13 protein-coding genes and 2 pseudogenes are annotated in these 16818 nt (G+C 37.2%); 10 read left to right on the plus strand and 5 right to left on the minus strand.

All coding sequences use genetic code 11. The annotated features are described in order from the left end of the window. Positions 1–51: 51 nt before the first annotated feature. Positions 52–507, plus strand: a pseudogene (locus tag ACP6PM_RS01110) (formylglycine-generating enzyme family protein); the annotation flags it as partial. A 530-nt stretch (positions 508–1037) separates the two neighbouring features. On the opposite strand, the gene ACP6PM_RS01115 reads toward ACP6PM_RS01110, so the two are convergent. The 3 genes from ACP6PM_RS01115 to ACP6PM_RS01125 form a co-directional block, all read right to left on the minus strand. Beyond that, a complete protein-coding gene (locus ACP6PM_RS01115) occupies positions 1038–1826 on the minus strand; it encodes an ABC transporter permease (RefSeq protein ID WP_426581048.1) in 789 nt (262 codons plus the stop codon). Positions 1827–1972: 146 nt separating this feature from the next. Next, complete coding sequence (locus tag ACP6PM_RS01120) at positions 1973–2674, minus strand: DUF1963 domain-containing protein (protein WP_426581050.1); 702 nt, start codon at positions 2672–2674, stop codon at positions 1973–1975. Between the two features lie 251 nt (positions 2675–2925). Then, positions 2926–3936: an ABC transporter ATP-binding protein gene (locus ACP6PM_RS01125; protein WP_426581052.1), complete on the minus strand. Its 1011-nt coding sequence runs from the start codon at positions 3934–3936 to the stop codon at positions 2926–2928. 256 nt (positions 3937–4192) lie between these two features. Between ACP6PM_RS01125 and ACP6PM_RS01130 the strand changes: the two genes are divergently transcribed. Then, entirely contained in the window at positions 4193–5041 is an 849-nt protein-coding gene (locus ACP6PM_RS01130) for a calcium-binding protein (RefSeq protein ID WP_426581054.1), read from the plus strand. 14 nt (positions 5042–5055) lie between these two features. On the opposite strand, the gene ACP6PM_RS01135 is transcribed toward ACP6PM_RS01130, so the two are convergent. After that, a complete protein-coding gene (locus ACP6PM_RS01135; protein WP_426581056.1) occupies positions 5056–5316 on the minus strand; it encodes a hypothetical protein in 261 nt (86 codons plus the stop codon). Between the two features lie 674 nt (positions 5317–5990). On the opposite strand from ACP6PM_RS01135, the gene ACP6PM_RS01140 reads away from it, so the two are divergent. From ACP6PM_RS01140 to ACP6PM_RS01155, 4 genes are all read left to right on the plus strand, one after another. Further along, positions 5991–7109: a hypothetical protein gene (locus ACP6PM_RS01140; RefSeq protein WP_426581058.1), complete on the plus strand. Its 1119-nt coding sequence runs from the start codon at positions 5991–5993 to the stop codon at positions 7107–7109. A gap of 325 nt (positions 7110–7434) precedes the next feature. Beyond that, positions 7435–8124, plus strand: coding sequence for a class I SAM-dependent methyltransferase (locus ACP6PM_RS01145; RefSeq protein WP_426581060.1), 690 nt, complete (start codon positions 7435–7437; stop codon positions 8122–8124). 214 nt (positions 8125–8338) lie between these two features. Beyond that, on the plus strand, positions 8339–9334 hold the full coding sequence (locus tag ACP6PM_RS01150; protein WP_426581062.1) for a DMT family transporter: 996 nt from the start codon (positions 8339–8341) through the stop codon (positions 9332–9334). Between the two features lie 472 nt (positions 9335–9806). Continuing rightward, positions 9807–10745, plus strand: a complete 939-nt coding sequence (locus ACP6PM_RS01155) for a DMT family transporter (protein WP_426581063.1) — start codon at positions 9807–9809, stop codon at positions 10743–10745. 417 nt (positions 10746–11162) lie between these two features. Here the strand turns inward: ACP6PM_RS01155 and ACP6PM_RS01160 are convergent, their stop codons facing one another. Beyond that, positions 11163–11441 (minus strand): hypothetical protein, encoded by a 279-nt coding sequence (locus ACP6PM_RS01160; RefSeq protein WP_426581065.1) that lies wholly within the window; start codon positions 11439–11441, stop codon positions 11163–11165. 214 nt (positions 11442–11655) lie between these two features. Between ACP6PM_RS01160 and aspS the strand changes: the two genes are divergently transcribed. The 4 genes and pseudogenes from aspS to ACP6PM_RS01180 all read left to right on the plus strand — a co-directional run bounded on the left by aspS (position 11656) and on the right by ACP6PM_RS01180 (position 16757). After that, a complete protein-coding gene (aspS, locus tag ACP6PM_RS01165; protein WP_426581067.1) occupies positions 11656–13443 on the plus strand; it encodes an aspartate--tRNA ligase in 1788 nt (595 codons plus the stop codon). A gap of 299 nt (positions 13444–13742) precedes the next feature. Further along, the gene (locus ACP6PM_RS01170; protein WP_426581069.1) at positions 13743–14894 is read left to right on the plus strand and encodes an AAA family ATPase; all 1152 of its coding nucleotides are present in this window, start codon (positions 13743–13745) and stop codon (positions 14892–14894) included. Then, entirely contained in the window at positions 14888–15682 is a 795-nt protein-coding gene (locus ACP6PM_RS01175) for a DUF3226 domain-containing protein (protein WP_426581071.1), read from the plus strand. The genes ACP6PM_RS01170 and ACP6PM_RS01175 overlap by 7 nt, the downstream gene beginning before the upstream one ends. A 25-nt stretch (positions 15683–15707) precedes the next feature. After that, positions 15708–16757, plus strand: a pseudogene (locus ACP6PM_RS01180) (DNA cytosine methyltransferase). Positions 16758–16818: the final 61 nt, after the last annotated feature.

Here is a 16818-nt window from a genome sequence, read left to right on the forward strand (position 1 = left end):
TCCTGTTCCCAGTTAAGTGTTCCCTGTTCCCTCTTTTCCGGAGATGTCTAATATAGTTTACCCAGTGAGAGTCAGTGGGAATATGCTTGTAGAGCAGGAACAACAAGACCATTTTATTTTGGCAAAACTATAACGTCTGAGTTGGTTAACTATAATGCTAGTGACTATCCTTATGGAAATGCACCGAAAGGAATATATCGAAAAGAAACAACAGATGTGGGAATTTTTCCTCCCAATGCTTTTGGTTTGTACGATATGCATGGTAATGTCTACGAATGGTGTCAGGATGTTTGGCACAGTAACTACAACAGAGCGCCAACATATGGAAGTGCTTGGGAAACTGGAGGTGATAGTAATACAAGAGTGCTCCGTGGCGGTTGCTGGGGCAACGATTCTTGGGTTTGCCGTTGCGCCTGGCGTAACGACATCTATGCCGAGGACTTCAACTACAATAGGGGTTTTAGGATTGTATCGCCTGTGTCGGTCGTTTCGGTCTCTCGTTCCTAGGATTCTTCCCCTTTATTCTTTTCCTCTTTTCCCTCTTTTTCTTTTCTCTTCCCTCCCGCGAATTAATCCGTATATCCGTGCCATAATCCGTGTGAGCGGAGAAGTCAGGGAAAGACAAGGATTTTGCCACTGATGCACGGATGATTATATGATCTAACCCCCCAACCCCCTTCCCTGCGAGGGAAGGGGGAGCAAGAGTTTCTCCCCTCTCCTTGTAGGAGAGCGGTCGGGGGAGAGGTTTCATTCTGTGGAGCTTCCCCAAAAAATCGGCGACGAAAGGAATTTCTCCTTGCATTGGAAAAAAATTCATGGTAGTATGTAACTATTGGGTGTTGCTCGTACCTACGCATGACTTTTTATTCAACCAAAGAAAACATTGTGGTATTTATGGGGAAAGATAGAATCAAACAATAATATAGTTAGCCTAGTGAACTGACAGGTCCATTACGACAGATTCCTAAATACCTTTCACAGTCTAAATTTTAGCTGTCTAACGCACCCTAAAAATTTTGCTGATAACTGACAACTGATTAGGCTCCCATCCCGGAATATTGCTTTAACCCCAGTCGCCATAACCAACGGTTTAACCCAAAAAATATGACACTCCAAACAAACATCATTAATAACCCACGCCCAACATCAACAGGTAACCCTACTAACAAAGAAACAGGAAAATGAACTAGATAAGGAAGGGGAGTCCACAATACTATTTTCAACACCATTTCTGGAAATACTTCTAGTGGGGCAGTTATTCCTGATAAAAACATATAAGGTAATAACCAAAGTTGCTCGATCGCCCTAACTCTTTCAGTCCAAAATGCACACATAGCCAATGTATATTGAATTAAAAATCGCAAGACAAACGCCATTAATACTACGATTAAAAATAACAAAAAATCACCAAAATTAGGCAACCAAAATGCCTGGGGATAGAAAACAAAAAATAATAATACTAAACCTAAAACAAAAAGTCCTCTAGCAAATCTTTCTGAAATATGACCTGCTACATGATGCCAGACTGGATCTATCGGTTGTAATAATTTAGGAGATAATTTTCCTTCAACTACTTCATCTTCAAAATCAAAAATTACCCAAACAGGAGTTATAGCTCGGACAATAAATACTGCTAAGAAATAACGAGAAAACTGTAATTTATCTAATGCAAAATCACCTTTTACTGCAGCTTCTGTCCAAATTCCCATCATAATAAAAGGTAAAGAAGATGACAATACCCATAAGAATAATTCGGCTCTATATTCCAGCATATAGGCGTAGTAAGTAGAAAGAAAAACTTTTGCAGTTTTGATAATTTTTTTCATTTTTCCAGTGCGGTTATCTTGCCCGCTAGTAATATGATGTCTGGATAATAAGTGATAAAAAAGTTTTTGTTTGTAGTAGGACTAAAGCCCTATCTACAGTTCGGGCTAAAGCCCTACTACAAGCTTTAATTATAACTAATACTATATTAGCCACAAGCCCAAGCAAATGCTACTTGATTTTTATGATGTTTGCACTGAGTAATATGACCACAACCAACATCTCCAAACATAAAAGGTAAATTATCCTCAGAATCAACCTGAAAAACTAATCTCATTGTTTCACCACAAATCGGACAGTTGGGATATTCTATTCCCTGAACCCACAAAGGCCAGCCAGCTAATTTATCTCCTTGAATTGGGAAATTATCCTCATATAATTCATCATCTAATTTTATACCAAATTCTGCAGCTTCATCATAGTTAGGATAATCTTCTAATTGTTGCCAATCGACAATTAATTTAGGTGGAAAAAAATCTTCCATTTTGGGAATTTTTACATTTTGTGCTTCTCCTTCTGGCTGAATAATCCTGATAAAATGAACATCTGAAAATGCCTCCCATCCTTCATAATCCACATCACATAGCGTATCTACATTGGTACAATAAAACATTTGTAAAATTCCACTGCCAAATTCATTTTGTAATGCTTCTGGTAATTGATTTAAGTTTAGCTGAAGAAAGAATTGTAAAGGATTTTTACAATGAGGACATTTCGGCCATTGTTCATCTTTTGCTAACCAAGGTTTACCAGCAAATTTAGAAGCAGTTAAAACACCATCTCCTTCAATAGTTATGGGTTTCCAAGTGTCACGTTTATAAGGTTTAATTTCTGGGAGAATATTAGTCATTTCAGTTATTAGTTATCAGTAGTTCTAGCTAATTCAGGAGACTTGAAACGCAGAATTTTCTCTAGATAAATATTCTGCTGAATTAAAAATAATATAAATTATAATACATCATATAGAATCCGGGTAATTAGTTACTGTCAAGTCATTGCGACTGGAACGGAGTGGAAGGAAGCAATCTCCTAGACTTCTGAGATTGCTTCCTATCGTCGCAATGACAACTGTTTAACCGGATTTCATATCACTTCTAACTTTTAACTTCTGACTTCAATTTTCCCTGACCGAAAAACTCTACCAATAACCTCCTCAATAGGTGGGTCAGTCACCGTCAAATCTTGCACCTCTAATTCTGCCAAAATCTGAGCTACGGTTTGCGTTAATTTTTCCCGGCGCACCAATAAACGTACTACCTGACCTTCTAATGTTTCCACCTCCCCATAATTAGATAAAAGTTGCTGAAATTTATCCACATCTGGAGGCAGGGGATTAACTAATTCTATTTGCACCTCCCGATAAGGAGCAAAGCGATCGAGTAAACCATCTAAACTGCCATCATAAATTAACTGACCTTGATATATCAACAACACCCGCTTACACAAAGCAGTAATATCAGCCATATAATGACTCGTCAACAACACAGTTGCCTGATAACGTTGATTATATTCCCGCAAAAATTCCCGCACTGCTGCTTGAGCGTTAACATCTAAACCTAAAGTTGGTTCATCCAAAAACAAAACCTGCGGTCGATGCAACAACGCTGCCATCAATTCTGCCTTCATCCGTTCCCCCAGAGATAATTTCCTAACTGGTTGCTTCAATTTACCCTCTAGAGACAACATCTCTGTTAACTCCATCAACCGTCTGTAATATTCTTCGTCAGAAACATCATAAACAGCAGCATTAATTTTCAGCGAGTCTAACACAGGTAAATCCCATATTAACTGTTGTTTTTGCCCCATGACTAAAGTAATTTGCTGTAAAAATGCTCTCTTGCGGTCAAAAGGTATATTATTTGCAACCTTAACTACGCCATTAGACGGATGAATTAAACCTGTCAGCATTTTCAGGGTAGTAGTTTTACCGGCACCGTTAGGTCCAAGAAATCCTACTATTTCTCCTGGGTCTATTTCAAAGGAAATATTTTCAACTGCCTTAACATATTGGTAGTTGCGACGGATAAAATGACGCAATGTTCCTTTAATTCCAGGTTCTTTGATAGCTACTGGATAGACTTTGCTTAAATTTTTAGCGAGTATAATAGACATAAGTTTAAATATCAATTTTAAGTTATACCAATTCACTTTAGAGATGTCACAAATAGTTTTCAACTTTAAATGTGAAATAATTTCCTGAAATTACTGTAGTGTCAAAGTTTTGAGCCTATAAAATCTTATAAAATCTGACTTTTGACTTTTGTACGGGCGAATGGCCATTCGCACCTACTTCCCCTCCTGGGAGGGGTTAGGGGTGGGTTGACTTTTGACTTCAGTGAAACGGTATTACACGCCAAATTCCATAGAAATGGATAGGCAAAAAAAACTTAGCACATTAAGAGACAAATTAATTATGGTACTTACCCCAGACTTTTCACAACCCCTTGCTCGTTTATTAGGAACAGATGGTGATGATAATGAAATTATCACAGTACAACAAGCTAATGATTTTCCTGGAGGAGTATTAGCTCTTAGTGGTGATGATAACATTAATGGTTCATCTGTAAATGACTTAATATTTGGAGGTAGAGGAGAAGACGATCTGTTAGGCAATGATGGTAATGATAGCTTGTTTGGTAATAAAGATACAGATTTTCTTGATGGTGGTTCAGGTGATGATATATTATTTGGGGGTAAAGGTACCGATCTATTAGTTGGTGGTTCAGGTAATGATACTCTTATTGGTGATGCTGGTGTTGGTATTTATCAGGGTGGTTTGGGAAGTGATGTCTATGTTTTGAGAACTGATTTAGCAGGAGTAACACAAGATTTAAGTGCTATTAGTTCTATACTTCCAGTAATTCCCAGTAGTATTGAATTGCCTAATGCCATTATTACTGATTTTAACTCTGCTGAAGATATTATTGGATTAACAGGAGGGGTGACAAAAGCTGATTTAATATTTGAAGATTTTAACAGTTTAACTGAGTTTGGTATTAATACAAATCTAATTTTACCATTCTTAGATGATGAACTTGCACTGTTAGCTAAGGCAGGTATTTCAGTACAGGATTTAGACCCGAATAGTGATGGTATTTTAGAAGCTACTGCTATTAGAATTGGTAGCACAAATCAATTATTAGGATATGTGTTGAACACAAACTCGGCAGAAATTGCAGCTTTACCAGAATCACAGTTTATTAGTGTAGATTTTTGATGAATTAATAGGACTTACACAGAACCACCGTATCTAGTAGGGGTGTTCCATCTTGTGGAGCAAAACGACCGTTGACTCCTACAGATGGTGTATGATATCATCTCCATTGGTATTGTTTGTGTAAAAGCTGGGGAAATATCTACCATCTTTAAGGTTTTTGCTTCTCTTAAAGCTTCTTCCTTCTTACTTCTTCCTTCTTCCTTTGAGCAAGGAGAAACAAGCGGTCGGAAAGCGGAGCATTCCGTCAGGATGGGATGGCGAGGAGACCTCGCCATATCCAATCTCCCCTTGAGAAGAAAAAATTTTCATGATTAGTCAATCCTCTCCTTTTCAAGGAGAGGTAATTATTAATTAGGGTTTGCTGAAAAAGTCTTGTGTTAGGGGTAGGAGTTAGGAGTCAGGAGTCAGGAGTCAGGAGAAATAGGAATTTATATAAAATCCGGTTGAATAGTCGTCATTGCGAGCGGCAGCGAAGCAATCTCAGGGATGCGCGGAGATTGCTTCCTTCCACTCCGTTCCAGTCGCAATGACTTGGCTATAGTAATTATCCGGATTCTATATTAGAGGAGTTAGGAGTAAGAATTGTTCCTCAATTTTTCTGTCTTTCGTCTGCCCAAAATACTAAATTTTTGAACCGCACAGACCTAAAAGCTGGGATTTTTTCAAGACCTAAAAAGGCTGAAACTTTTACCTAAAAAGGATTTGATATTTAATCAGCAAACCCTAATTATTAGACATCTCCAATAATAAAAAATAAAATCAATTATCGTATAGAAACCATCAATTATTTTCCCCTAGTCCCTACTCCTTCTTTTCTGGAGAGGTCTATTAATTATTAATTATTAATTGTTGAACTTCCCGCTTACAATACCGATGCTACCGGACATGATATGACTTGATATTTTGGGTAATTCCTGATTGAATAGATTCGATTGAGTCCAGAGAAAACATGAAAAATACAGAATCTATTCCAATTGTGAATAGCCACAACGAGTGGGACGCCCTACAAGAAATTATTGTAGGGCGTGTAGAAGGGGCTAGTGTACCACAATTTGATGCTATTGTCAAAGCAAATACATATCCTAAAAACTGGTGGTTTTTCCAAAAATATGGCAGTCTTCCATATCCTCAAGAATTAGTTGAACCTGCCTCAAAAGAGTTGGATGAATTTTGTCGAGTTCTAGAGGGGGAAGGCGTCACTGTTAGGCGACCCGATATTATTGATTTTTCTCAGTCTTATAAAACACCAGATTTTGAGGCCACAGGTCTGTATGCAGCAATGCCACGGGACATACTAATTGTAATTGGCAATGAAATAATTGAAGCACCAATGGCTTGGCGATCGCGGTTTTTTGAATACCGAGCTTACAGGTCCTTGATGAAAGAGTATCTGATGCAGGGTGCAAAATGGACAACTGCTCCTAAACCGTTGATGGCTGACGAACTGTATGACTTTGACTATCCTATCTATACTGTCGAAGATAGACACGCTCTAGCAGAAAAAGGAACATTTGTCACAACTGAATTTGAGCCTTGCTTTGATGCTGCTGATATTATGCGTTGTGGACGGGATTTATTTGTTCAGAGGAGTCAAGTCACAAATCAATTAGGCATTACTTGGTTGAAAAGAAATTTGGGCGATCGCTTCCGAGTCCACACAATTCAGTTTAAAGACCCGAATCCCATGCACATAGATGCAACCTTTGTTCCTCTTAAGCCAGGATTAGTTTTAACCAATCCTGACAGACCTTGCAAACAAATTGATATTTTCAAGAAAGCTGGATGGGATGTTGTCGAAGCAACTCAACCTACTCTCCCCGATGACTGGCCACTTTATATGTCCAGTAAATGGCTGTGTATGAATATTCTGATTTTAGATCCAGAAAGGATTATTGTAGAAAGGCAAGAAGAACCCATCCATAAGCTATTCAAAGATTTAGGCTTTAAAGTAATTCCTGTTGATTTCCGTCATGTCTATACTTTTGGTGGTTCATTTCACTGTGTTACTTGCGATGTCAGGCGCAACAGTCAACTAGAATCTTATGGGTTTGCCGAACCAACTGATTAGGAAATAGGGCTTTCAATAATTAATAATTAATAATTAATAATTAATAATTTAGCAATCAGTTGTCATTTGTGAGAATTTGTAATATTTTATCGTAGGGGTTTCTCACATCTCATTCCTGATTACTATACCTCTTCTTAAAAAGAAGAAGATTGGTTAAAAGGAATTTTTTTTTTCTTTTGTCTCCTTGAAAGGAGAGACTTTCAACCTTGATTTTTCGGTAAATTTATAGCTATTAGCACTTAGCTAAAGTGGTTTTTTTAACACTTTTTTGTAGTGCTATAGTTTTCTTGGTCTTTAGTAGCTTAAGTTCTGATATTTTTTAGTTATGAATGAGTCACTCAAAGGATACATCCCTCAAGGGAACAGCAAATCAAACTGGGATACAGCATCTGCTGAATATTCCGAAGAAGATACGAAACTGACTATCTTGGGGCATCCTGTTATGGAGCGTTGGGAAGAACCATACATGAAAGAACTTGCCTCTATTGCCACTAAAAATGGTGGTCGAGTTCTAGAAGTAGGTTTTGGTATGGGAATTTCAGCCTCCTTTATTCAAAGTTTCCCCATACTTGAGCATACAATAATTGAGGCTAATGAGGGAGTATTCAAACGCCTCTTAGAATTTCAAAAGACAGCAGCTCAAAAAGTTACTCCTTTATTTGGAATGTGGGAAGATGTTATCCCTACTCTACCTGATGCTAGTTTCGATGGGATTCTTTATGACACTTATCCTACTTCTGAAGAAGATTTGCATACACACCAATTTCGATTTCTCAAGCAAGCTTATCGTCTGCTGAAACCCAATGGAATTATCACTTACTGCAACTTAACTTCTTGGGGAAATCTTAAAAGCCAATATCCAGATGATTACGAGCTTTTTAATAAAACTCAAATACCACTACTTCAAGAAGCTCAGTTTTCTAAGTTTGATATTAATATTGTCAATGTGAATCCTCCTTCAGATTGCAAATATTATCAGTACAAAACAATTCTTGCTCCTGTTATTCAAAAATAGTAGTAGCTATAGCCAAAAAGTTGATTATTTTATAGAAAAATATCCTCCCTCAATAGTATCTGATTTGAGGGAGTTTTTTGATCTTCAGGACTTACGCATAACCACCATATATTGTAGGGGCGATTCGCGAATCGCCCCTACAGATGGTGTATGACTTAATATTTTGCCTAAGTCCTGATCTTTTGTCCACAAGTCAAAACTTCTAAATCAGAAAATGACCAATCAACAGGAAGCATCACAACAAAATACTTTTTCAACAGGAAATCTAGCAGCCAGCGCCTCTTTATTTGCTGGTTTACTCGCTTATGCTAATGCTGCGATCTTTATCCGACTGTGTGAACAGGAAATCAGTCCTATAGCGACTGTCTTTGACAGATTGCTCTTGGCTACTATTGTCTTCGGATTTGGGAATGGAATCAATGCAGTGCGTCATCGACTTTCTGCTAACAAACCTGCACAACAAAAGTTAGATATCACTCCAGAAGATTTATGGTTATTGCTGGCAATGACTATTTTTTATCTTGCTCTCCAAATTTCATGGTCTTGGTCTCTGACTCAAACCACTGTCGCGATGTCTTGTCTACTGATTAGTTTGAAGCCAATATTTACCTGTCTCTTTGCTTGGCTGCTCTTAGGTCAGCGTTTTGACAACAAATTCCTCCTTGGAATGGTAATTGCCATTGGGGGTGTAGGTGCTATGGGAGTGGGCGAGCTGGAAATTGGTGCTGGCAAGATTCAAGGTGACGCAGCAGCTTTACTAGCAGGAATTTTGGAAGCTGGGTACCTGCTAACTATAGAAAAACTCAGAACTAAGTTTATCCCAACAACTATAATTTTCTGGTGTTGTGGATTAGGAACTTTGTTAAGCTTGCCTATATTTCTGTTTACCGAAGATAGAGTTTTTCCCTATTCAGTAAATGGGTGGGTATTTGTAATTTCTCTAACTATAGTTAGCCAAGTATTGGGGCAGGTATTTCTTGCTTATAGTCTCAAAAAGTTTTCGTCAGGATTAGTAGCTCTAGTTCTTCTTTTGGAGCCTGTTTTGGCTGCAATATTCGCCTGGGTAATCTTTGGTGAAAAGTTAAGTTTATTTGGCTGGGTAGCTTTATTTGTAATTTTGCTTGGTCTATGTCTAGCTGTATCCAGCCAACCGACTAAAACTAATATAGACCAAAATTCTACATTAGGTAATGACCTGATTTCTAATTAACAGGACTTACGCATAACCACCATACCTAGTAGGGGCATTTCATGTCGCGCAAGCGTTTCATGTCGGCTCTTATATCATGTTCGGATAAACACTAACTATAAAGTCATTGCGACTGGAACGGAGTGGAAGGAAGCAATCTCAGTGGTTTGAGATATATCTTCCATCTATATCCTAATTATAACTATTCAACCGAACATGATATTAGCCGAAAACGGCCGTTCGCCCCTACATCTGGTGTATAATTCAATATTTTGTGTAAGTCCTGATTAATTTATTTTTTCTTCTAAGTCATAACTGATATAGCATTACGCATTAAGGTGTTTGACATTTCTAAATCCTGTTTGCGGAGCATTTCCCTATAAGAAAAACCCTTTGACAATTTACTATTCCCTCTCTTGGTGCGCGTTCCCTTGCGCCTGTCGGCGACGCGGGGTCGCACCGCTATTCCCTATTCCCTAGCGCTATAACTGAAATGACCAATCAACTAGAAATCCCACAACAAGATAATTCTAAAACAAGAAATTTACTAGCGATCGCCTCTTTATGTGCAGGTGTACTTGCCTATTCTTCAGGCTCGATATTTATCCGATTGTGTGAAGCAGAAATCAGCCCCTACGGAACAGTATTTAACCGAGTGGCATTTGGTACTATTGCCTTTGGGTTTTGGAAAGGAGTCAATACCCTAAATAACCGACCCACCAATGAAAAACCCATACAAGAAAAATTAGACAGCCGAGATATTTGGCTATTGCTAGCAATGGCTACTTTTTATCTTGCTTTCCAAGGTTTATGGGCTTGGTCTGTTAGTCAAACAGCGATCGCCATCTCTACCGTACTAGGTAGTTTAAAACCAATATTTACTTGCCTCCTAGCTTGGCTGCTCTGGGGTCAGCGTTTTGACAACAAATTCTTACTGGGGATGATAATTGCAATGGTCGGTGCAAGTGCTATTGGGCTAGACGATCTACAAATTGGTACGAACAAAATTCAAGGTGACATAGCAGCTTTTCTGGCGGCAATTTTGGAAGCTGCGTATCTGCTAACCATAGAAAAACTGAGAACTAAGATTAATTCAACAACTATAATACTATGGTGTTGTGGATTAGGATCTCTGTTAAGCTTGCCTATATTTCTGTTTACCGAAGATAGACTTTTTCCCTATTCAGTGAATGGGTGGTTGTTTGTAATTTCTCTAACTTTAGTTGACCAAGTATTGGGGCAAGGACTTCTTGCTTATAGTCTCAAAAAGTTTTCGTCAGGGGTTGTCGCTCTAGCCCTTCTACTAGAGCCTGTTTTAGTTGCTATAGCAGCCTGGGGAATATTTGGTGAAAAGTTAAGCTTATTTGACTGGGTAGCTTTGTTTGCGATTTTGTTTGGTCTATTTCTGGCTGTATCTAGTCAGAAGCATTAGCGGTAGCTCATCAAAATAATATAATTCATCAAGACATAAAGCCACAAAACTCGACATTCTGAGAGGTTTTCGGGTTGTCTGGTCTGTGTAGGTCGTTTCTGCCTTTCGTTATGAACCTGTAGCTCTAGAAGACTGGGAAACGCTAAAATGATTATTCTAGACACTCATATATCAAATCCAACTATAACAGGACTTACGCATAACCACCATATTTAGTAGGGGCGATTTCCTATGGAATGCTCCGCAAACGCGAATCGCCCCTACAGATGGTGTATAATTAGATATTTTTCGTAAGTCCTGATAGTAATAAATGTGGAGAGCAGACTGTACGCCCCACATTTTTTTAATTCAGAAGGTAAAAAACATATCCAGGTCACTCCCCACAAAATCCCCACACTCCCCACACTCCCTATCTCCCTATTCCTGCATTCTTTCATAGAGCAGTCTCGCCAAAAAACGGATACCGTCGCTTTCTTTTAGCTCCACGTAAGACGCAGGGGGACGTTTACCCATTTCTCGGATATCGGAAAGTAGTTCTGGGTGAAACTGACAAGTAAAAGAACGCCTAATTTGCTTGGTTTCAAAATCTTTGTAGTTAATACAAGTACAAGAGCATTCCATTAAAATCTCACCCCCCTCCATTTCAGTAGAAGCTAAAATTTCCACTTCTTTGATTAAGTCAATGCACCTAGCCAAATATTGCAATCTTTTTTTGTTACAGCAGTTTTCAGGTCAATAAAAAAACGATAACTCTGTAGGGACGTTTCATGCAACCTCCCTACTTTGTGGTCTACTAATCATCAAAAGGGCTCTAAATCCGAATTTAACCTAAAATTATTAATTATTTACAGACATCCTATTAATATAATGATAAAATTTATTTTTTAGCTAAATTTATAATTAGGTAATTATGCGAACTAATTATTGTGGACAAGTAAATGGCGATCGTATTGGAGAAACTGTTAATCTCTGTGGATGGGTAGACCGCCGTCGGGATCATGGGGGGGTAATTTTTTTAGATTTGCGCGATCGCTCTGGCATTGTCCAAATTGTGAGCGATCCAGAACGTACTCCTGACTCCTATCAAATAGCTGGGGATATTCGGAATGAATATGTTGTACAAATAACAGGTAGAGTCAGTCGTCGTCCGGAAGAATCTATCAACCCTAAACTTCCTACTGGGGAAATAGAAATTTATGCGGATGATATTCGACTATTAAATGGTTTGGGTAAACAACTACCATTTCAAGTTTCCACTGCTGAAACAGAAGCAGTACGAGAAGAGTTGCGGCTCAAATATCGGTATTTAGATTTGAGAAGAGAGCGCATGACTCACAATTTGTTATTGCGCCATGAAGTTATTAAAGCAATGCGCCGTTTTCTGGAAGACGAACAAAACTTTATTGAAGTCGAAACCCCTATTCTCACTCGCTCTACTCCAGAAGGAGCTAGGGATTATCTGGTTCCGAGTCGCGTTCATGCAGGGGAATGGTTTGCCTTACCCCAGTCTCCCCAACTTTTCAAGCAAATGTTGATGGTTTCTGGTTTTGACCGTTATTATCAAATCGCCCGCTGTTTCCGGGATGAAGATTTACGAGCGGATAGACAACCTGAATTTACTCAGTTAGATATGGAAATGAGTTTCATGTCTCAGGAGGAAATTATTCAATTAAATGAGGAGTTAGTGGCATACATTTTTGAGAAAGTCAAGGGTGTAGATTTGCCTTTACCATTCCCTCGATTAACTTATGCGGAAGCGATGGAACGTTATGGTAGTGATAAACCAGATATTCGGTTTGGTTTAGAATTGGTGGATGTCTCCGACTTGGTGAAAGATTCTGGTTTCAAAGTATTTTCTGGTGCGGTTGCTTCTGGTGGGATAGTGAAAGTTCTGCCTATTCCTGGAGGTAACGATGCCATCTCCAACGTTAGAATTAAACCTGGTGGCGACTTATTTAAAGAGGCAAGTGAAGTAGGAGCAAAAGGTTTAGCTTACATTCGCGTTAAAGAAAAAGGCAAGATAGATACTATTGGAGCTATCAAAGACAACCTCACGGACGAACAAAAACAGGAATTGCTCAAACGTACCAATGCTCAACCTGGTCATTTGCTGTTATTTGCTGCGGATGACACAAACACTGTCAACAAAACCTTAGACCGCCTGCGGTTAGTTGTGGGCGAACAGTTGGGATTAATTGACAAGGATAAAATTAATTTATTATGGGTGACAGACTTCCCCATGTTTGAATGGAATGAGGACGAAAAACGTTTGGAAGCATTGCACCACCCCTTTACTGCACCCCACCCAGATGATATTGATGACTTGAAGACTGCACGAGCGCAAGCTTATGATTTAGTGTTTAATGGTTATGAAATTGGTGGTGGTAGTCTGCGGATATATCAACGGGATGTTCAGGAAAAGGTGTTTGAATCGATCGGTTTATCTGATGAGGAAGCTGATAATAAGTTTGGTTTTTTATTGGAAGCGTTTGAATATGGTACACCTCCCCATGGTGGTATTGCTTATGGTTTAGATCGGTTAGTCATGTTGTTAGCGGGTGAGGAGTCTATTCGGGATGTGATTGCGTTTCCGAAGACTCAGCAGGCAAAATGTTTGTTGACAAATGCACCTTCTGAAGTTGATAAGAAGCAGTTGAAGGAGTTACACGTTAGTTCGATTTCTAAACCGAAATCTTAGGTTTTTTTGTGGCAAGATGATGCGCAACTTAGAAACCGGGTTTCTCGAAGATAGATATTACCATTGTGGGGTATTTAATCAACCCGGTTTCTCTGCTTTTTTATACATTTGATCAAACCATAAAGTAGGGACGTTGCATAACAAAAATGCGAACGTCCCTACAGGGTGATAATTTTTTTTATGTGGTTTATTGAAGAAACCGGGTTTATGGAAGGTAAATATTAATAAGGTTGCATTTAATACAAACCCGGTTTCTATACTTTTTTTAGTTTCTTGTTTTGAGGATGATAGATAAAAGTATGAGAAATATTGATAATTTAACTATTCATCGTTTCCGTGGTATACGAGATTTGACATTGGAAGAATTAGGTCAAATAAATTTATTAGTTGGTGTTAATAATTCAGGCAAAACAAGTGTTTTAGAAGCAATTTCCACTTACTGCAATCCTTTAGACCCTTTGGAATGGATAAATACAGCTTGGCGAAGAGAAATTAAATTTTCCCGCAAATCAAAATTAGAATCTCTTAAGTGGTTATTTCCTCAAAATAATGAAAATAATCCAGATGATTTTTATCAAGGAGAAACTTTTGTTTCTGGTAGTGGTAATTTTAATTTAGTAGAGTCAAAAGCAACTTATGAAGAATTTGAAGAAATCTGGGATACTACAGAAAATAATAATGAAGAATATGATCAAAAAAATCTGATTGATGAAATAGATATTGATAATGATGAAATTAGATATGGTGCATATTTAAAGCTAACATTTACTCCACCAGAGCCAACATTTCAGCGTATTGAGGATGAAAATAAGGAACGATCTATATCCAAAAAGTTTAAAATCTGGGAAAATAAACCATTAACTACTCTTAAGAAATATAGAGACAACTCGTTATCAGTTGATACGGTTACTCCTTTTTCTCATAGGATAGAACAGTTGCAAATCAAACTATTAACAGGTGCAACTTTTCAAGGTTTTAAGAAAGAGGTAGTTGAATTAATTTCAATGATAGATTCAGAAATTATTGATTTAGAAATTCTCGACCCCACAGGTAAAAATTCTCGCCTTTATGTAATTCATAAAACATTAGGTATTACCCCTATAAGTTCTTTTGGGGATGGTGTTCGTCGGTTACTATTTATAGCTTTAACTATCGCAAAATTAAAGGGCGGTATTTTGCTAATTGATGAACTAGAAACAGCCATTCATACTGAAGCATTAGTTCCTTCATTTTCTTGGTTAGTTAAGTGGTGTAGAAAAATGAATGTACAATTATTTGCTACTACCCATAGTCTAGAAACTGTCGATGCAATGTTGGCTGCTAGTGAGTCAACAAATGACTTAGTTTTATATCGTTTGTATCAAAAAGATATGCAAACTAAAGCAGTTAGAATTGACCAAGCAAAACTAGGTAGGGTTAGAGAAAATTTAGGATTGGAAGTAAGATGGTAAAATATGCAATTATTGCCGTAGAAGGTAATCACGATCAAGCATTAGTAAGCAGATTATTAAAACTTTTAGGTTTTAATAAATTTAAGGGAGAGGAATCAAAATTAGAGAATTTCTGGAAAAAGTTTATTCCTACTTATCCAAAAAATGGAAAGTTGTACACGCGATTAAATATGCCTTCTATTCTATTTAATGATAGTTTATCCGTAGCTATTTATGTTGGTGGAGGTAGTAATCTTGCTGAAAATTTAGATGATACATTCTGTATTTATCCTGAATATCAAACCGATATAACAGCATTTGGAATTATCGTTGATGCTGATAACAATACTCCTGAAATAGTAGTAGAAAAATATCGTGAAATACTTAAGGATTACTTCCCTAATTTTCCTAATCAACCAGGCGTTGTAGCTAAAAATATTTCCAATATTGCCAGAACAGGTATTTATGTATTACCAGATAATAATTCTCAAGGAGTTTTAGATACTTTGCTATGTGAATGTGGAGAAATAGCTTATCCAGAATATATGGAAAGAGCTAAATCATATCTGGATAACTTTTCAAAAGAAGAGAGAGAATCTAAACCTCTCAAATGGAAACCTTTTGACGATAAAAAAGCTTTAATTGCTACAGTAGTTAGTGTTTTAAACCCAGGGCAAACAAATACAGCCAGTATTGCAGATAAAGATAATGATTGGGTCAGCGAAACAACTATTAAAGAAGTAACATCATTAAAACAACTCCAAAATTTTTTAATAGACCTTCTAGAGTTAACCGATGTTGCTGGCTAAAATTCCACTTAAACGAAATAATAAATTGACTCAAACTAATAAACTAAAAGCCATAGAATTATTTGCTGGAATAGGTGGTTTTCGTTTGGGAATGAAAGCTGCAAATATTGACACTATTTGGGCTAATGATATTAACAAACTTTCTTCTCAAGTTTATCAAAGTAATTTTGGTAGTGACTCAATAGTATTAGACGATATTAATAAAATTAATTTATCATAAATTCCAGAACACGATATTTTAACAGCAGGATTTCCCTGTCAACCATTTAGTCAAGCAGGCAAAAAAATGGGAATTAGAGATAGAGTCAGGGGAACACTTTTTGAACGAATTGTGGAAATAATCCAAGCTCAAAAACCAAAATATTTTTTATTAGAAAATGTCAAAAGAATCTTGACTATGGAAAAAGGGTATCATTTCCGAATAATTTTAAATGCCCTTGCTTCCTTAGACTATTTTATTGAATGGCGAATCATTAACCCGATAAATTTTGGTATTCCCCAAAACAGAGACCGAATTTTTATTTTTGGCACTTGTATTGAATCTACACAAAAAATTCCTGCTATAGAAAAGTTTTCTGTATTTTTAACAGATAATGATGCTGACAGTTTACCTTGGAATGAAAATAGCGAAATAGAAAAATATATGCAGCCTATTATGAATGTCAGTAGTAAAAACTATCACTGGGGTATTGCTTATCAAAATCAAATGTATAGTCAATCTTTGCCTTTAATGACCGATATAAAACCCAGAAAAAAACTCAAAGATATTCTCCAAGATGAATCAGAAATAAATCCACAATTTGATTTTACTTCTGATACTCTAGAAAGAATTAAAAAGAGCAAAACTGTAAATAGATATTGTAATGGTGTGGAAATATTATATAACCAAGGAGGAGGAGCGCGTCTTGGCTATACAATATTTGGCATTAATGGCGTTACTTCTACATTAACCGCTTCTACTTCTAGACATTATGAAAGATATAAAGTAGGTAATAAATTTCGCCGTTTAACTAATATTGAATATGCTCGTTTAATGGGATTTCCTGATAATTGGTGTCGAGTTGCTAAAATTTAGGATCAATATGCTTTATATGGTAATTCAGTTGTGCCTGATTGTGTAGAATGGATATGTCGAA

This window comes from Dapis brunnea BLCC-M229 (assembly GCF_050015995.1).
Classification (GTDB): Bacteria; Cyanobacteriota; Cyanobacteriia; order Cyanobacteriales; family Microcoleaceae; genus Trichodesmium.